The 17,851-nt window shown below is 42.2% G+C and carries 14 protein-coding genes, 3 tRNA genes and 1 pseudogene; 3 read left to right on the forward strand and 15 right to left on the reverse strand.

Annotation, left to right across the window (positions count from 1 at the left end; all coding sequences use genetic code 11):
• Nucleotides 1-3: 3 nt before the first annotated feature.
• The 3 genes from CFR83_RS00615 to CFR83_RS00625 all read right to left on the reverse strand — a co-directional run bounded on the left by CFR83_RS00615 (nt 4) and on the right by CFR83_RS00625 (nt 3,935).
• Entirely contained in the window at nt 4-495 is a 492-nt protein-coding gene (locus CFR83_RS00615; RefSeq protein ID WP_088811993.1) for a glycine zipper family protein, read from the reverse strand.
• A 152-nt stretch (nt 496-647) separates the two neighbouring features.
• Nucleotides 648-2,618 carry an ABC-F family ATP-binding cassette domain-containing protein gene (locus tag CFR83_RS00620; protein WP_088811994.1) on the reverse strand — a complete coding sequence of 657 codons (1,971 nt, stop codon included), beginning with the start codon at nt 2,616-2,618 and terminating at the stop codon, nt 648-650.
• Nucleotides 2,619-2,777: 159 nt separating this feature from the next.
• The gene (locus tag CFR83_RS00625; RefSeq protein ID WP_165765025.1) at nt 2,778-3,935 is read right to left on the reverse strand and encodes a helix-turn-helix domain-containing protein; all 1,158 of its coding nucleotides are present in this window, start codon (nt 3,933-3,935) and stop codon (nt 2,778-2,780) included.
• Between the two features lie 354 nt (nt 3,936-4,289).
• Between CFR83_RS00625 and exaC the strand changes: the two genes are divergently transcribed.
• Together exaC and CFR83_RS00635 are read left to right on the forward strand one after the other, a co-directional pair.
• Nucleotides 4,290-5,813: an acetaldehyde dehydrogenase ExaC gene (exaC, locus tag CFR83_RS00630; protein WP_088811996.1), complete on the forward strand. Its 1,524-nt coding sequence runs from the start codon at nt 4,290-4,292 to the stop codon at nt 5,811-5,813.
• Between the two features lie 96 nt (nt 5,814-5,909).
• Complete coding sequence (locus CFR83_RS00635; protein WP_088811997.1) at nt 5,910-6,290, forward strand: DUF779 domain-containing protein; 381 nt, start codon at nt 5,910-5,912, stop codon at nt 6,288-6,290.
• Nucleotides 6,291-6,365: 75 nt separating this feature from the next.
• On the opposite strand, the gene CFR83_RS00640 is transcribed toward CFR83_RS00635, so the two are convergent.
• The 5 genes from CFR83_RS00640 to CFR83_RS00660 form a co-directional block, all read right to left on the reverse strand.
• A tRNA-Asp gene (locus CFR83_RS00640) sits at nt 6,366-6,442 on the reverse strand.
• A gap of 7 nt (nt 6,443-6,449) precedes the next feature.
• A tRNA-Glu gene (locus CFR83_RS00645) sits at nt 6,450-6,525 on the reverse strand.
• Between the two features lie 44 nt (nt 6,526-6,569).
• Nucleotides 6,570-6,645 (reverse strand) — tRNA-Ala (locus CFR83_RS00650).
• A gap of 50 nt (nt 6,646-6,695) precedes the next feature.
• Nucleotides 6,696-8,108 (reverse strand): glutamate--tRNA ligase, encoded by a 1,413-nt coding sequence (gltX, locus tag CFR83_RS00655; protein WP_088811998.1) that lies wholly within the window; start codon nt 8,106-8,108, stop codon nt 6,696-6,698.
• A gap of 24 nt (nt 8,109-8,132) precedes the next feature.
• Nucleotides 8,133-9,344, reverse strand: coding sequence for a YbfB/YjiJ family MFS transporter (locus CFR83_RS00660; RefSeq protein WP_088811999.1), 1,212 nt, complete (start codon nt 9,342-9,344; stop codon nt 8,133-8,135).
• 36 nt (nt 9,345-9,380) lie between these two features.
• On the opposite strand from CFR83_RS00660, the gene hslO reads away from it, so the two are divergent.
• Nucleotides 9,381-10,361: an Hsp33 family molecular chaperone HslO gene (hslO, locus tag CFR83_RS00665; protein WP_088813141.1), complete on the forward strand. Its 981-nt coding sequence runs from the start codon at nt 9,381-9,383 to the stop codon at nt 10,359-10,361.
• A gap of 7 nt (nt 10,362-10,368) precedes the next feature.
• Here the strand turns inward: hslO and ftsB are convergent, their stop codons facing one another.
• The 7 genes and pseudogenes from ftsB to CFR83_RS00700 all read right to left on the reverse strand — a co-directional run bounded on the left by ftsB (nt 10,369) and on the right by CFR83_RS00700 (nt 17,834).
• Complete coding sequence (gene ftsB, locus CFR83_RS00670) at nt 10,369-10,680, reverse strand: cell division protein FtsB (protein ID WP_088812000.1); 312 nt, start codon at nt 10,678-10,680, stop codon at nt 10,369-10,371.
• Nucleotides 10,681-10,719: 39 nt separating this feature from the next.
• Nucleotides 10,720-12,006 (reverse strand): phosphopyruvate hydratase, encoded by a 1,287-nt coding sequence (eno, locus tag CFR83_RS00675; protein WP_088812001.1) that lies wholly within the window; start codon nt 12,004-12,006, stop codon nt 10,720-10,722.
• Nucleotides 12,007-12,023: 17 nt separating this feature from the next.
• Nucleotides 12,024-12,881, reverse strand: a complete 858-nt coding sequence (gene kdsA, locus CFR83_RS00680) for a 3-deoxy-8-phosphooctulonate synthase (RefSeq protein ID WP_088812002.1) — start codon at nt 12,879-12,881, stop codon at nt 12,024-12,026.
• 28 nt (nt 12,882-12,909) lie between these two features.
• Nucleotides 12,910-14,559, reverse strand: a complete 1,650-nt coding sequence (locus CFR83_RS00685; RefSeq protein WP_088812003.1) for a CTP synthase — start codon at nt 14,557-14,559, stop codon at nt 12,910-12,912.
• 97 nt (nt 14,560-14,656) lie between these two features.
• Nucleotides 14,657-15,373 (reverse strand): annotated as a pseudogene (locus tag CFR83_RS00690) (proteasome-type protease); the annotation flags it as partial.
• 51 nt (nt 15,374-15,424) lie between these two features.
• Nucleotides 15,425-16,384 (reverse strand): alpha-E domain-containing protein, encoded by a 960-nt coding sequence (locus tag CFR83_RS00695; RefSeq protein ID WP_088812005.1) that lies wholly within the window; start codon nt 16,382-16,384, stop codon nt 15,425-15,427.
• A 22-nt stretch (nt 16,385-16,406) separates the two neighbouring features.
• On the reverse strand, nt 16,407-17,834 hold the full coding sequence (locus tag CFR83_RS00700) for a circularly permuted type 2 ATP-grasp protein (protein WP_243383364.1): 1,428 nt from the start codon (nt 17,832-17,834) through the stop codon (nt 16,407-16,409).
• Between the last annotated feature and the right edge of the window lie 17 nt (nt 17,835-17,851).

Here is a 17,851-nt window from a genome sequence, read left to right on the forward strand (position 1 = left end):
AGATTATTTCTTAGGCGCAGGTGGTGCTGGATCAGCTGGTTTTTGGATTGCATAACCAGGAACTTGATTACCTTTTGAATACATACATTGCTGATACGCGATGTCATAACGACGTTGGACTTCTTTTGAAGCATCATTACCACCAGTAGCACCCATTGCCGCACCGCCTAATAGACCAACCGCAGCACCAGTTCCAACATTTTTAGAGCTACCACCATTTGCTACTGCGCCAGCCACTGCACCTAGCGCAGCACCAATAACTGCTGTTTTTGCTGTGTTCTTTGCAGCAATTTCGTCAGCAGTTGTATTAAGTGAGTTTTGCGCGTAATCACGACATTCTTTGTCATCATTTTTAAAGACATCAAATGGCTTACCTGGTGCTGGCATAACAGTTAAGCTTGGACCAACTGGTGTCGATGCACAACCAACCATCAGAATGGTTACCATCGCCAATGCACTGATTTGACCGAGTTTTTTAAAATTGCTATTTACCATGTTTCATTATTCCAATTTATCTAATGATTTGAGTAACTCTTACTATCTTAGCTACCTTGACTATCTTAAATCAATCTACATATACCTACACAGCTTTACTTATACCTATAACGTGTCAAAGTCTTGGGAGATGACAATTCAAGAAATTTTAATTAATTAAAGCTAGCTTCAATTTCATCAATATTAGCAACCCACTCTAACCACTGCTCTTCAATAGTTGCTAGATTCTCATTGATTAACTTAAGATTTTTACCTAATTGAGCAATTTCAGCTGGTGATATTGGTTGCGATAATTGAGTTTCAATATCAAATTTCTGACGATTAAGATCAGCCATATCTTTTTCAGCTTTTTCTATCTTCTTTTTGATAGGCTTTACTAAAGCATTGATCTCTTGACGACGGGCAGCATCTAACTTTTTCTGTTCGCTAGACTTAACCACTGGTTTAACTTTATCAATCTCGATAGGTGTCACATCAACCACTTCAGTTATTGTTTTTGCTTCTTCGCGTAAGCGCTTTGACTCATCTAGTAAGTATTGCTGGTAATCATCCAAGTCGCCATCAAAAGGTTTGATTTCACCACGACCAACCAACCAGAATTCATCACAGACAGCCCTTAACAAGGCACGATCATGACTAACTAGCATGACAGTACCCTCAAACTCGTTGAGAGCCATAGAAAGAGCTTCTCGAGTTGCAAGATCTAAATGATTAGTTGGCTCATCTAGCAACAATAGATTAGGACGTTGCCAAACAATCATGGCCAATACCAAGCGAGCCTTCTCACCACCACTCATGGTGCCAACTGCCTGCTTAACCATGTCGCCAGCAAAATTGAAAGTTCCCAAGAAATTTCTTAAATCTTGCTCTTTACCAGATTCAGCAGCGTTAGGTCCCAAGTCTTTCGCAAGGCGAATCATATGTTCCAGAGGATTGTCCTCAGACCTCAACACATCTAACTCTTGTTGAGCAAAATAACCAATATTTAAACCTTTGCCCTCAGTAACGACACCAGCCAACTGAGGCATCGTTCTGGCAATAGTTTTAACCAAAGTAGACTTACCTTGACCGTTTGCCCCCAAGATACCAATGCGTTGTCCAGCCAATACCGATTTTTTGACATCTTTGATGATGATTTTGTTTGTACCATCTACCTGATAACCAAAACTTGCATCACTAATAGCCAACATCGGGTTAGGTAGATTTTGAGGTTCTTTAAACTCAAAGGTAAATTCTGCATCAGCTAAAACTGGAGCAATCTTTTCCATGCGCTCAAGTGCCTTCACCCTACTTTGAGCTTGCTTAGCCTTACTAGCTTTAGCTTTAAATCTTGTAATGAATTTCTGTAAATGAGCAATTTTTTCTTGTTGCTTTGCGAATGATGCTTGCTGGAGTTCAAGTTGCTGAGCGCGCATTGTTTCAAAAGAACTATAGTTGCCGCCATACCTATTCAATTTGGCATGCTCAATATGGAGTGTGACATTGGTCACAGCATCTAAAAATTCGCGATCATGAGAAATCACAATCATGGTTCCAGGATAACGCTTAAGCCAAGCCTCCAACCAAACCAATGCATCTAAATCTAAGTGGTTGGTTGGCTCATCTAACAGCAGTAAATCAGATGGACACATCAACGCACGAGCTAACTGCAAACGCATACGCCAACCACCAGAGAAACTATTAACAGGTTGATCCAGTTCGCTAACCTTAAAACCCAAACCTAAGATCAAAGATTGAGCTCTAGAAATTGCATCATGCTCACCAGCATCCGCCAAATCAGCATGTGCATGAGCCATAGCCATGCCGTCCTCAGCCAACTCAGCGAGAGCTAAAGCTTGTCTTAATTCAATTAGTTTTGTGTCACCCGCTATAACAAAATCAGTAGCAGTCTCCTCTGTTTCTGGCATATTTTGCGCAACTTGCGCCATACGCCAAATCTTCGGAATTGAACAATCACCACCATCTTCGTGCAACGAGCCATTTAACAGTGCAAATAGTGTTGATTTACCAGCACCATTACGACCGACTAAGCCAACCTTTTCACCAGGATTAAGAGTGACCGTCGCCTTATCTAAAAGTAATTTGGCACCACGACGTAAAGAAACGTTATTTAAGGTAATCATTATGAGCAGTCATACCAGCCACTGCTGGGTTATTTCTACGTCATCAAACACTCTGTATGACGCAAAAGATTATGTAGCCCATGATTTTAACTGACAAAGTGATTTAGCTAACTCACACAGCATCTAGCCTGCAATGCTTATATTGCAAAGACTAATTGATTAATCAGTAGAAGATTTTAGATAACGATAAAGTGTTGTTCTAGAAACACCCAAGATACGCGCCGCTTTTGAAATATTGCCTTTATTTTGCGCAATTGTCTTGTCAATCACTTTCTTTGATACCCCACGTAAAGTGACATTTTCTTCAATAGATTCAACAATAGAATCCGGCTCAGCTTTGGCTATTGCAGTATCACTCATTGTTGAAGTGGCAGCATCAAATTGACTTAACTTTGTGTACTGAAAACTAAAAAATAATGGTCGGCCTGTATAGGTATTGAGCTGATGAATATTTCCAGCTGTTTTACCTTTACCGTAATCCATCATTCGACCCAAAGAATGATCAACAATTTGCTGGATTTTCAAACTACTAATATCAATATCACCAATACCTAAGTAGCCCATCGCAAATCGGTCAATACCAAGAATCAAACCATCCTCAGATATTCCAATAAGGCCATTAATAACTGATGAAATTCCCTCAGGTGATGGAGCTACTGAGATAACCATCGCATAGCGATTTTGCGATTGAGAAAACAATTGACGTTCAATCGAATGCACTGTGGTTTTTACCAATCCCAATGTGTGCGGATGAAAAACTCTAGCATCTGAAGATATATCCAATACGCCCACAACCTTGCCATCAGGCTGGTAAATAGGCGCTGCAGCACAACTTAAAAATGAATTAGTTTCAAAGAAATGTTCTGCGCCATTGACTACTACTGGACCACCTTCGACTATCGCCGTACCAATTGCATTGGTGCCTCTGTGTTGCTCCAACCAAGATGCACCCTTGGTGAGCAGAACACGATCAGCTTTAGGTACAAATTCAGAATCACCAATAGCATGGACAATCACACCATGCTGATCGGCCAATAAAACCATACCACCACTACCTGCAATCAATGAATGCAAATAGGTCATGTTTGGCTGTACTAATCGAATCAACTCTTGACGCTGCTCAACCCGAGCTGACAGATTAGAACCAGTCAAAATATTTTCGGGCAATGATTTCTGATTAGCCTCTAGACCAAACTGCAAGCAACGTTGCCATGAATTTAAAACAGGTTTACTAAGATTTGCCAAACGGGCACTCTCAGGAATACTTCCCTGCATCAGCCAGCTGCGTCTTAACTGCTTTAAATCAGTATTGTTCATGGAATGGAGTACTGTGATTGAATGCTCGAATTCTATGTGAGATGGTCTAAAAATCACACCAATCATCATAAGTGCACAAGTGCATTTACAAATTAGTAAAAAGCCATAAATTTAGCTTTTAAATATCAAAAAAACATATATAAATTAAGGCTTCCAGCCTGTTACATATGTGAACACTTTGAATCTTCAATCATCAGGAAATACCCTTGATTTATAACCTTTGAAGCCCTCATAGAAAAATGCTGCGATGCATCTGATTGAATATGAATCCCATCTCCATCAAAGTTCCGATGACTACATTACACAAGATGTAATGAGCAGATTATTGGTTAATGAAACTCAAAGGAGAGAAACGTGGCTATTTACGCAGCACCAGGCGCAGCAGGCGCAAAAATTCAATATAAAGCCAAATATGACAACTTTATTGGTGGCAAATGGACAGCACCAGTTAAGGGTGAATATTTTGACGTTATTACACCGATCAGCGGTAAGGTTTACACAAAAGCTGCTCGTTCAGGCGCAGAAGACGTTGAATTAGCATTGGATGCTGCACACAAAGCAGCTGATGCATGGGGTAAAACATCTGTAACAGAGCGTTCTAACATTTTGTTGAAGATTGCGGATCGTATCGATGCAAATTTAGAACTTCTTGCTTACGCTGAAACAGTGGATAACGGTAAAGCGATTCGTGAAACTCTGAATGCAGACATCCCTCTTTCATCAGATCACTTCCGTTATTTCGCAGGTTGCCTACGTTCACAAGAAGGCTCATTGTCAGAAATCGACGAGAACACTGTTGCTTATCACTTCCATGAGCCATTGGGTGTTGTTGGTCAAATTATTCCTTGGAACTTCCCAATTTTGATGGCTGCTTGGAAACTAGCACCAGCGTTGGGCGCAGGTAACTGCGTAGTTCTAAAACCAGCAGAATCAACTCCAATTTCAATCTTAATTTTGGTTGAATTAATTGCTGACTTGTTGCCACCAGGTGTTTTAAACGTGGTTAACGGTTTCGGTCGTGAAGCAGGTATGCCATTGGCTACAAGCAAGCGTATCGCTAAGATTGCTTTCACAGGTTCAACATCAACAGGTCGCGTGATTGCACAAGCTGCTGCAAATAACTTGATTCCTGCTACTTTAGAGTTAGGTGGCAAATCACCAAACGTTTTCTTTGCTGACGTAATGGACAAAGATGACGGCTTCTTGGATAAAGCTATTGAAGGTTTAGTATTGTTTGCGTTCAACCAAGGTGAAGTATGTACATGCCCATCACGTGCGTTGATTCAAGAAAGCATCTATGACAAGTTCATGGAGCGTGTGCTTAAGCGCGTTGCAGCTATCAAACACGGTAACCCACTAGACACAGACAGCATGATGGGTGCTCAAGCTTCTAAAGAGCAATTAACTAAAATCTTGTCATACCTAGATGTGGGTAAACAAGAAGGCGCTCAAGTATTGGCTGGTGGTGCACAAGCTAGCTTGGGTGGCGATCTTGATGGTGGCTACTATGTACAACCTACATTGTTCAAAGGCCACAACAAGATGCGTATTTTCCAAGAAGAAATTTTTGGACCAGTATTGGCTGTAACAACTTTCAAAGATGAAGCTGAAGCTTTGGAAATCGCTAACGACACACTATACGGTCTAGGCGCTGGCGTATGGAGCCGTAATGGTAACGTTGCTTACCGTATGGGTCGCGCAATCAAAGCTGGTCGCGTATGGACTAATTGCTACCATGCATACCCTGCTCACGCAGCGTTCGGTGGCTACAAAGAGTCTGGTATCGGTCGCGAAACTCACAAAGTGATGCTTGACCACTACCAACAAACTAAGAACTTGTTAGTTAGCTACAGCGAAAGCAAACTAGGATTCTTCTAATCCAAGTATTGCGTGGCAAAACATGGGGCGGATTTATCCGCCCCTTTTTATTCAAGAAAAATTACCGTAGAGTAATCACATAACAAGGAGATCATGATGGTTGAAAGAGTAGTAGCAACCCCTGAGGCACTTGAGCTTATCAAAGAGCTACAAGCTCAATATGGTCAGGAACTAATGTTTCATCAATCTGGTGGTTGCTGTGATAACAGTGCGGCCAACTGTTACCTACCGACTGATTTGACGATTGGGCCTTATGACGTCAAATTAGGTGAAATTGGTGGCGTACCTTTTTATATTGGCAAATTACAGTATGACTACTGGAAACATACCCAGCTCATCATTGATGTAACTGAAGGTAGTGGCGGTACATTTTCACTTGAAGGCAATACAGGCAGAGCATTTTTAACGCGCTCTCGCCTATTTACAGATGAAGAGTGGGCAGAAATTGAACCCCAAGTGATGAAAGATCTTGCTTAAGAGCAAGTAAAGAACAAGTTAATTCATGTGGGGCTAATAAAAAAAGCCCTTGTCATTAGACAAGGGCTTTTTTGTTGGCGGAGCGGACGGGACTCGAACCCGCGACCCCCGGCGTGACAGGCCGGTATTCTAACCAACTGAACTACCGCTCCAAAAACTTGGCGTCCCCACGGGGATTCGAACCCCGGTACCCACCGTGAAAGGGTGGTGTCCTAGGCCTCTAGACGATGGGGACCCTGGACTTACGGTACTACAATTTGCTACTTTTACTACTGCTTCTGGTGGAGCTAAGCGGGATCGAACCGCTGACCTCTTGCATGCCATGCAAGCGCTCTCCCAGCTGAGCTATAGCCCCTTAATTAGATGATCTTAAATAAGTAAGCTCAAGCAATCAAGACCGTAATTCTAGCCTATTTTTATACTTCTTTGCAAGCGCTCTTTTGTTTCCTCTATACCAATCAATGAGATAACTGCATCAATGGCCGGTGTTTGGGTAGTCGCAAACATGGCATAGCGTACAGGCATAGCCAAAGCAGGCATTTTCAAGCCATGTTTAGCTAAAACAGCCTTAAAAGCAGCAGAAATAGCAGCCTTACTACCATCCCCTGCCTCCAATTCGGTAATAAAGTCAGAAATGGCAGGTCTAATAGCCTCTGGAACATTTACTTCTAAATCAGCTGCAGAGTGCTCTGGCCTGCCCATATAAAACAACTTTGCACCCTCAGCAATTTCAATCAGCGTATTGGCTCGATCCTTGAGGATGTTAACAACACCAACAAAATCGGGTCCATTGTCAGTTTTGATCCCCAAATTTTGCGCAAAAGGTAATGCACGCTTTGCCAAATCAGCTGCATCAGCTTGCTGAATGTAATGATGATTTAACCAAAGTAATTTTTCTGGATTGTGTTGAGCCGGAGACTTACCTAAGTGATCTAAATTAAACCACTCAACGAATTGTTCCTTGGTAAATACTTCAGCGTCGCCGTGAGACCAACCCAAACGAGCCAAGTAATTCAGCACTGCCTCTGGCATGTACCCTTCACGCTCGTAATCACGCACACTCATTGCTCCGTTACGCTTACTCATTTTTTCACCTTGGTCATTTAAGACAGTTGGCAAATGTGCATAAATTGGTGATTGACCGCCAAGAGCTTTAAGAATATTAATTTGACGAGGCGTATTGTTAACGTGATCATCGCCACGAATCACATGGGTGATTTTCATATCGAGATCATCTACCACTACGCAAAAGTTATATGTTGGGGTGCCATCTGGGCGTGCAATAACTAAATCATCTAATTCGTCATTACTAATTTCAATGCGACCCTTCACTGCGTCATCCCAAACAACGCTGCCACCAATCGGGTTTTTGAAACGAATCACGGGTTTCACATCACTAGGAGGTGCAGGTAAATCTTTCCCCGGTTCTGGACGCCAAAAACCGTTGTAGCGTGGTTTTTCTTTATTGGCCATTTGTTGCTCACGCAAGGCATTTAATTCTTCCTCGCTCATATAGCAGTAATAAGCCAAGCCATCTTGAAGCATTTGAGCAATCACTTCACGATAGCGATCCATGCGTTGCATCTGATAAATAGGCCCCTCATCAATATCAAGGCCTAACCATTTCATGCCCTCAATAATCACATCAACAGCCTCTTGGCTGGAGCGCTCTTGATCGGTATCTTCAATACGTAAAATGAAATCCCCTTGCATCTTGCGAGCAAATGCCCAAGGATACAAAGCGCTTCTTAGATTACCTAGGTGAATAAAGCCCGTTGGGCTGGGTGCAAATCGTGTTCTAACTGTCATAACTGACATTATCTCATTGACAAGATTCAGAGCTTATTTTTTGAGTAATGGCTTCTGCTTGGTCGCCAATAATCCACCCAATAAAAGTGCCAATCCTGAAAATAACAAACCGCTGGCTAAACCACCCTGACCATCTGAAATCCACCCTGCGATAGTTGGCCCAACAATTTGCCCTGCTGCAAAAATACTTGTGAATGCCGTAATACCGCCAACCCAATCGGTCGGAGGCATATTGTGTTTTACAAATGCAGTTGTTGATGCAACAGCAGACAAAAACACACAACCAAACATAATCCCAGAAATAAAAATGCCCACTATTGCCAATGTATTTAATGTCACATCGTAAATAGCCATCAACGCTGGAATTAAGGATGCAAATCCTAATAAAGTATTCAAAATTGCTAATGATTGACCACCTTTATAGTGATCAAGCATCTGCGCCCAAAGTCGAGAAGATGCCATGACTGATAGACCCAACACAGCATAAAAGATATTAATGGTTACTGACGGCAATCCCAGTTGCTTGAGTAAAGCAATCACAAATGTCATATAACCGATATAACCAACACCAAACATAAAGTATCCAGCCAAGATTGGGACATAAGTCCGCAAAGGAGTGCCTGAATGACCGATTGGCTTAGGAGGTATAGCAGGAATAGAGGTAATAGGCCTAATTAGAACAACAGTTAATGCAATACATAATGCGCCTAATGCATACCAAGCCAACTGCCATGAATGTTGCCAATTGGCGCTCATACCCCACTCATTGAAGAATGGCACAGCCAAAGTAGATATAAAAATTCCTAAACCGGGACCGCCGTAATAAATTCCCAACAAGAGGCCCGAGCGATTAGCATGAATGCTGCCTAACTGAGAAACCAATACACCGCCGGCAACAAATATCCATGCACTAGCTATGCCGGCAATCACGCGCAGCACGAACAGAAGACTCGTGTTATCCGTGCAACCCGATAAATATAAAAAAATCCCTGTAATGATTGATGCACTGATAAAAAATCGATGCACAGACATTTTTCGCATGCACATAGGAGAGCTTAACGCCCCAATGAAATATCCCAGAGCATTCGCTGTATTCATGGCACCAGCCACTAGATAGGACCAATCCAGATCTTCCTTCATCACGGGCAACAAAAGCCCATATGAAAAACGCGCCAAACCAAGCGCAATTGCTGAGCCTAAAGCGAGTGAAAAAGCGGTTAAAAATGGATGTTTATTTGAAAACACAGCATGTCATTTCATAAAGTTTTTACAATATACGTTATGACAGAAAAAAATGCTCTAGATTCCCTCCAAGTTTTTGTATTTGATGGCGCTCCAGTCAGGGGTGAAATCGCTCACATCAGAGACTCTTGGCAAGCTATTTTGGCCCGCAAAGACTACCCGCCCGCCGTTAAAAAACTCCTAGGAGATCTTGTGGCTGCAGGAGTGCTACTCTGTGGAACCTTAAAGTTCAACGGTAGCATGATCATTCAAGCACAGGGTAATGGTGCCATTCGCTTGTTAGTACTTGAGTGCAATGAGCACTTAGTGATCAGAGCTACTGCCAAAATGAATGAAGACATTGATTTATCTCATTTGCCAGAGAATGCTGGTTTATCCGATCTAATTAACCCTGATGGCAAAGGTAGACTCGTTATCACCCTCGATCCAGCAGATCGCCAACCAGGTCAAAATCCTTACCAAGGTATTGTTGCCTTAAGTGATGACGGTAAGCCAGTACAAAGTATCGCTGAAGCAATCACGATTTACATGAGGGATTCTGAGCAGCTTGAAACACGACTTTGGCTAGCTAGCGATGAAGAATCTTGCGGTGGATTACTCTTACAAAAACTTCCCAACATGGGCGGCCAACTGAAGATGGATGACGAGGTGGCTGCCGAGGGCTGGTCAAGACTTCAAATGCTCTCAGATACCGTCACTAATGAAGAGTTACTTAAGCTTGAACCTAAGGTTCTAATGAAAAGACTCTATTTAGAAGAGTCATCTCATCACGGCGTTAGAAGCTTTGATCAAAGACCCATTCAATTTGGTTGCCGTTGCTCAAGAATTAAAGTGGCAGACATGCTAAAGATGTTAGGCGAAGATGAAATCAACAGCATATTAGAAGAAAAATCTAATGTCGAAACCAACTGTGATTTTTGCGGGCAAATTTACATATTTGATGCTGTTGATTGCAAACAAATTTTTGCAAGCCCAACAATTATTGACGCTATTAAACAGGCGCCAAATTCAAAGCATTAATGTAAATTTATTTCTTTTGTGAATTTGCTTCATCAGCTGAAGGCTTTTTGCTAGGGACAACCTGAACAAAGATCTCTCCCTCTTTGCTCATACCATGCTCAGCACGAGCACGCTCTTCAATAGCCTTGGTGCCGTCTTTGAGGTCCTTCACTTCACCAGCCAATTTAGCGTTACGAGCAGCTAGCGCATCATTCTTTTCCATTTGCTTAGAAACTTGACGATCTAGCTCGTAGACCCTAAGCCAACCACCCTTACCAAGCCATAAAGGATACTGAATAATGACTAAGAGAGCCAACATGCCGTAAACAACAATACGCATAATAGGCTCTCTTATCTGTCTCTTAAGATAATCTACAAATTACTTACGTAAGTTATAGAAAGTTGCTCTGCCAGGATAACTAGCCACATCACCCAAGTCTTCTTCAATACGAATCAATTGGTTGTACTTGGCGATACGATCAGAGCGTGACAACGAACCAGTCTTGATTTGACCAGCATTTGTACCCACTGCTATGTCAGCAATAGTGCTGTCTTCTGTCTCACCTGAGCGATGTGAAATAACTGCTGTGTAGTTAGCACGTTTAGCCATCTCAATTGCAGCAAATGTCTCAGTCAAAGTACCAATTTGGTTAACTTTGATCAAGATAGAGTTAGCGATGTTTTTCTCAATACCCTCTTTTAGAATCTTTGTATTAGTAACAAATAGATCGTCACCAACCAACTGGATCTTCTTACCTAACTTCTCCGTCAATGTGGCCCAACCTGCCCAATCTCCCTCATGCATACCATCTTCAATAGATACGATTGGGTATTTATCGGCTAGGTTTGCCAAGTAATCTGCAAACTCAGATGATGTTAATTGCAAGCCTTCACCAGACAAGTCATATTTACCATCTTTATAGAATTCGCTAGCTGCACAATCCAAAGCTAACAATACATCTTCACCAGGCTTGTAACCAGCTTTCTCAATGGCTTTCAGAATAGTGTTCAAACACTCTTCATTGCTCTTAAAGTTAGGAGCAAAACCACCTTCATCACCAACTGATGTTGGCATACCTTGATCATGAATGATTTTCTTCAATGCATGGAAAACCTCTGCACCACAACGCAATGCTTCACGGAAGCTACCCATGCTAACTGGCATGATCATGAATTCTTGAATATCTAAACTGTTGTTAGCGTGTGAACCACCATTAACGATATTCATCATAGGAACTGGCAACTGCATCGCACCAGACCCACCAAAATAACGATATAAAGGCAAACCAGCTTCTTCTGCAGCTGCACGTGCAACAGCCATTGATACGGCTAAAGTAGCATTAGCGCCAAGACGTGACTTGTTATCAGTTTCGTCCAAATCAATCAAAGTGCGATCAAGAAAAGCTTGCTCGCTGGCATCCAAACCCATAACTGCTTCAGCAATTTCAGTATTGATGTTTTCAACAGCCTTTAAAACACCTTTACCCAAATAACGACCAGCTTCACCATCACGTAGCTCTACAGCTTCGCGCGAACCTGTTGATGCGCCTGATGGCACAGCAGCACGACCCATAACACCTGACTCAAGCAATACATCACATTCAACTGTAGGATTGCCTCTTGAATCTAATATTTCACGTCCAATGATGTCAACGATTGCACTCATGACTTCTCCCTTACCAATTATTGAAAATCTTTTTCTAAAAATACGTTGCCAGTTTTAACAACGTTATCCAGCGCTACCAAAGTAGCTAATAAATCTTTCATGCGATTTAAAGGCACCGCATTAGGTCCATCAGACAATGCTTTGGCAGGGTTTGGATGAGTTTCCATAAACAAGCCACTCACACCCACCGCCACAGCTGCTCTAGCTAACACAGGAACCATCTCACGCTGCCCGCCACTGCTTGTACCCTGACCACCTGGCAATTGAACAGAATGAGTAGCATCAAAAACCACTGGGGCATTCGTTTCACGCATGATGGCTAAACTACGCATATCAGACACTAAGTTGTTGTAACCGAAAGATGCACCCCGCTCACAAGCCATAAACATGTCTTCTGGCAAACCAACCTCTTTAGCAGCAGCCCTAGCCTTATCAATCACGTTTTTCATGTCACCTGGGGCCAAAAACTGACCTTTTTTGATATTCACTGGCTTACCGCTTTGCGCGCAAGCACGAATAAAGTCAGTTTGACGACACAAGAATGCTGGTGTTTGAAGAACATCTACTACTGCAGCAACAGGTTTCACTTCATCAATATCATGAATGTCAGTAAGAATATTCACACCAATTTCTTTTTTGACTTTAGCCAAAATCTCTAGACCTTTTTCCATGCCTAAACCACGGAAAGATGTGCCAGAGGAACGATTGGCTTTATCAAAAGACGACTTGTAAATAAATGGGATGCCTAAACCAGAAGTAATTTCTTTCAGCTGACCTGCTGTATCCATAGCCATTTGCTCTGATTCAATCACGCAAGTACCAGCAATCAAAAAGAAACGCTTATCTAAACCAATTTCAAAATCGCATAGTTTCATGGCAAATTCCCTAACTCTGATTAACAGGTTACCCCGTAATACCCTTATGACTTAAGGCCGCTTTAATAAATGCTGAGAACAATGGATGACCATCGCGCGGTGTTGAAGTGAATTCTGGGTGGAATTGAACGCCAAAGAACCAAGGATGCATTGATGATGGTAATTCCATCATTTCAGGCAATGATTCATTAGGTGTTCTTGCAGATATCACCAAGCCTGCAGATTCGAGCTTGGGCACATAAACATTATTGACTTCAAAGCGGTGACGATGACGCTCATTCACCTCTGAGCCATAAATTTTTTCAGCAAGTGTGTTTGGTTTAACAGGGCAACGCTGAGAACCCAATCTCATCGTGCCACCCAAATCAGAGCCCTCGTCACGTTTCTCAACACGACCTTCTCGGTCCATCCACTCAGTAATCAATGCCACTACTGGATGCGGGCCATTTGGCTCAAATTCAGTACTATTAGCACCTTGCAAGCCTGCAACATGACGAGCAAACTCAATTACTGCCAATTGCATACCAAGACAAATACCCAAGTAAGGAATCTTGTTCTCACGAGCATGTTTAATCGCTGCAATCTTTCCTTCAGTACCACGCTTACCAAAGCCACCTGGCACCAAAATAGCATCTAAACCAGCAAGGCTAGAAACATCTCCATGCTCTAAATTCTCAGAGTCAATGTAACGAATACTTACCTTTGTTTCATTATGAATGCCAGCATGACGCAATGCTTCAATCAATGACTTGTATGACTCAGTCAAATCAACATACTTACCAACCATACCAATCACTACTTCATGCTTTGGATTTTCTAGGCTGTGTACTAAGCCATTCCATACAGATAAATCAGCTGGTTTAGCATTGATCCGCAATTCCTGACAAATCAATTCATCCAAACCTTGCTCATGAAGCATTTGTGGAATCTTGTAAATCGTATCTACATCCCATACAGAAATAACAGCTTGCTCACGCATATTGGCAAACAAGGAAATTTTTGCACGCTCATCTTCTGGGATTTGACGATCAGCACGACATAACAATGCTGTTGGCATGATGCCAATTTCGCGTAATTTTTGTACAGAGTGCTGTGTAGGCTTTGTCTTCAACTCACCTGCACTTGCAATATAAGGCACCAAAGTCAAATGAACGAAAGCGGTATCACCTTGCGGCAATCTCAAACTCATCTGACGAGCAGCTTCCAAGAATGGCAAAGACTCAATATCACCTACCGTGCCACCAATTTCACAGATAGCTACATCTGCCTGACCATCATGACTAGCTGTAGCACCACGCTCCACGAAATTCTGGATTTCATTGATGATATGAGGAATGACTTGAACAGTTTTACCAAGGTATTCACCACGACGCTCTTTACGAATCACTGACTCATAAATCTGACCTGTGGTGAAATTGTTGCTCTTGCGCATCTTGGCAGAAACAAACCTCTCATAGTGCCCCAAATCCAAATCGGTTTCAGCACCATCCTCAGTAACGAATACCTCACCGTGCTGGAAAGGACTCATCGTACCTGGGTCGACGTTGATATATGGGTCTAATTTTAAGAGGGTGACTTTTAGGCCGCGCGATTCGAGAATGGCGGCTAAGGAGGCGGCTGCGATACCCTTCCCTAAGGAAGAAACCACACCACCAGTAACAAAGATGAATTTAGTCATCGAATATGCTTAGTGGGTAATACGCAATTATACCGATACCCAAAAAGAATGCTCAAAAAAACAACTTTGCCGAAAATATCAGGCTACAAACCCTTTACCAGACTGGATCTTCAATTTCTGAGAAAACTTGGCGCAACCTTTTTCCCCAAGTTTCGTGAATCATCTTGAAATATTCGTTTTTCTCATCAATCACCAATAAGTGATCTGTCCTCAAATCATCTTTTGGATAAATTAATAAATCTAGCGGTAACCCAACCGAAATATTTGATTTAATTGTGGAGTCCATAGAAATAAGAGCGCACTTGGCTGCTTCTTTTAATGGGGTAGCTTGAGTAATGACCCTATCCAAAATTGGTTTGCCATATTTAGCCTCACCAATTTGGAAATACGGCGTTTCAATAGTCGCTTCGATGAAGTTACCTGCGGCGTATACCTGAAAAATTGAAGGAGCCTGTCCTTTAATTTGCCCACCAAAAATTAGGTGAATATTGAAATCAATACCTGATTTTTTTAGTTCTTCGGCGTCTCGATCCCTTACTTTTCTAACAATATCGCCAACGACCTGAGCAGCCTCAAAGAGAGTTGGCGCATTCCAAATACTTGGGCCGTCTGGATCTGGATGATTTAAATAATGTCTGACAGCTTGCGTGATAGCTAAATTACCCGCTGACATCAAGACCATTAGACGCTCGCCATCCTTCTTAAAAATGGCCATCTTTCTAAAATTAGATACAGCATCTACACCAGCATTTGTTCGACTATCCGATAAAAACACCAACCCCTGATCCAAACGTACAGCAACGCAATAAGTCATGAAACTACACTTTCAATTTTTAACTAGTGGAAGAAGCTATTAAGCATAAATTTATGCAGCCATCTCTTCCATAGGCAACAAGAAGTCGCGACTAATACCACTACCAACCGTATTAATCCTCAATAAGAAATCGGTCAAGAAGGCATGTAAACCTTGGTCCAAAATTTCTCCAATATGTGCATCACGCAATTGAGCCAGTAAATTTCTGGCTTGTGTAATTGTTTTACTAGATTGAGAATTTTTAATTTTTCCAAGCAAGTCCACAACTTCGCCCACACAAGCAGACAATGATCTTGGCATATCTGATCTAAGAATCAATAAATCAGCTACGCGTTCAGGAGTGATCACATCACGATATACCTTGCGATAAATTTCGAATGCGGAGACAGAGCGCAAAATGGCTGCCCAGTAGTAAAAATCATCTACTGAATCATGCCCCTGCTCACGCATATTTTCCGCTGTCAGAGATTTAACATCCAACAGACGCGCCGTGTTATCAGCTCTTTCTAAAAAAGTACCCAAACGAATGAAATGAAATACCTCATCACGCACCATAGTGCCGTGTTGAACACCACGGGTTTGATGTGAACGGAACTTCACCCACTCAAAAAATTCTGATGGCGCACTATCCAACATACCATCACGCATTTTCTTCTGTGCCTCTAACCAAGTTGTATTGATGGTTTCCCATAACTCGGTAGTCATCGACCCTCTCACGGCCCTTGCATTTTCTCTAGCAGCCTGCAAGCAACGCATGATGGAAGATGGATTATTCATATCGCTCACCATGAAATGAATCACATCTCTTGGCGACATCAAAACATAGCTTGCGTCAAATGCGGCAGTTAACTCTGAAATCTCTAACAAAGATCTCCATGCCTGTTCCGCCACTTCAGCAGATTGCGGCAACAAAGACATTTGATAATTAACATCCAACATACGAGCCGTATTCTCTGCCCGTTCTGTGTAACGAGACATCCAATATAGGTGGTCTGCTGTTCTAGATAACATGGTTGATATCTCCTTATATTTATTAGTGCTCTAAAACCCAAGTGTCTTTGGTACCACCACCTTGTGATGAATTAACCACCAAAGAACCTTCCTTCAAAGCAACCCTGGTCAAACCACCAGGCGCCATCCGCACTTCTTTTCCTGATAAAACAAACGGTCGCAAGTCAATGTGGCGAGGCGCAATACCAGAATCAACATATGTTGGACATGTTGATAAAGCCAAAGTAGGTTGTGCGATATAGCCTTCTGGATGAGCTTTTACTTTTTCCTTAAATTCAGCCACCTCTGCCTTAGTAGAAGCTGGTCCAACTAACATGCCATAACCACCAGCACCATGAACCTCCTTCACCACTAAGTCAGCCATGTTGTCCAACACATACTTCAAATCATCAGGTTTACGACACATGTATGTTGGAACGTTTGAAATTAATGGCTCTTCATCCAAATAAAAACGAATCATGTCTGGAACATATGGATAGATTGACTTATCGTCTGCAACCCCAGTGCCTATGGCATTACAGATGGCCACATTACCGGCCTTATAAGCTCTCAATAAACCAGCAGCGCCTAATGCTGAATCAGACCTAAATACTTCTGGGTCTAAGAAATCATCATCGACTCGTCGATAAATCACATCAACTCTCTTAGCCCCTTGAGTTGTCCTCATGTAGACAACATCTTTTTGCACAAATAAATCTTTACCTTCAACCAATTCAACGCCCATTTGTTGCGCTAAAAATGCATGCTCAAAGTATGCTGAGTTATACATACCAGGGGTCAACACAACTACGGTTGGATTGGCATGCATATTTGGCGCCGCTTGACGCAATGTATCTAGCAGTAGATCTGGGTAATGGGCAACAGGAGCCACCCTATGCTGCGCAAATAACTCAGGGAAGAGGCGCATCATCATCTTGCGGTTTTCTAACATATAAGAAACCCCAGATGGCACTCGCAAGTTATCTTCCAGAACAAAGAATTCGCCTGTATTTTCACCATGAGTTGCGCGAACAATATCTATACCTGCAATGTGGGCATAAATGTTCATTGGCACATCTACACCAACCATTTCAGGTCTAAATTGAGCGTTATTAATTACCTGTTCTTTGGGAATCACGCCTGCTTTGAGAATATGCTGCTCGTGATACACATCATGTAAGAACATGTTTAAAGCAGTTACTCGCTGACGTAAACCTGTTTCGAGGCGCCCCCACTCTGAGGCAGGAAAAATTCTAGGGACAATATCAAACGGGATGGTTCTTTCCGTACCCCCACTTTCGCCATACACAGCAAACGTAATACCTACTCGGCGGAACATTAAGTCTGCTTCTTCACGTCTAGCACTTAGGTACTGGTCACCCTGCTGACTCAACCATTGAGAGAATTGTTTGTAATGTGGGCGAGCCAATGTTGAGTTTTTAAAATCTCTCTCAAGATCATCTAAAGCCATCTCATCAAATGGTAATT

This window comes from Polynucleobacter victoriensis (assembly GCF_900187875.1).
Lineage (GTDB): Bacteria > Pseudomonadota > Gammaproteobacteria > Burkholderiales > Burkholderiaceae > Polynucleobacter > Polynucleobacter victoriensis.

Coding starts and splice junctions, on each gene's coding strand:
- CFR83_RS00615 (WP_088811993.1), bottom strand. CDS start 495: ATGGTAAATAGCAATTTTAAAAAACTCGGTCAAATCAGTGCATTGGCG.
- CFR83_RS00635 (WP_088811997.1), top strand. CDS start 5,910: ATGGTTGAAAGAGTAGTAGCAACCCCTGAGGCACTTGAGCTTATCAAA.
- ftsB (WP_088812000.1), bottom strand. CDS start 10,680: ATGCGTATTGTTGTTTACGGCATGTTGGCTCTCTTAGTCATTATTCAG.
- CFR83_RS00695 (WP_088812005.1), bottom strand. CDS start 16,384: ATGTTATCTAGAACAGCAGACCACCTATATTGGATGTCTCGTTACACA.
- CFR83_RS00620 (WP_088811994.1), bottom strand. CDS start 2,618: ATGATTACCTTAAATAACGTTTCTTTACGTCGTGGTGCCAAATTACTT.
- CFR83_RS00685 (WP_088812003.1), bottom strand. CDS start 14,559: ATGACTAAATTCATCTTTGTTACTGGTGGTGTGGTTTCTTCCTTAGGG.
- hslO (WP_088813141.1), top strand. CDS start 9,381: ATGACAGAAAAAAATGCTCTAGATTCCCTCCAAGTTTTTGTATTTGAT.
- CFR83_RS00700 (WP_243383364.1), bottom strand. CDS start 17,834: ATGGCTTTAGATGATCTTGAGAGAGATTTTAAAAACTCAACATTGGCT.
- gltX (WP_088811998.1), bottom strand. CDS start 8,108: ATGTCAGTTATGACAGTTAGAACACGATTTGCACCCAGCCCAACGGGC.
- kdsA (WP_088812002.1), bottom strand. CDS start 12,881: ATGAAACTATGCGATTTTGAAATTGGTTTAGATAAGCGTTTCTTTTTG.
- CFR83_RS00625 (WP_165765025.1), bottom strand. CDS start 3,935: ATGAACAATACTGATTTAAAGCAGTTAAGACGCAGCTGGCTGATGCAG.
- eno (WP_088812001.1), bottom strand. CDS start 12,006: ATGAGTGCAATCGTTGACATCATTGGACGTGAAATATTAGATTCAAGA.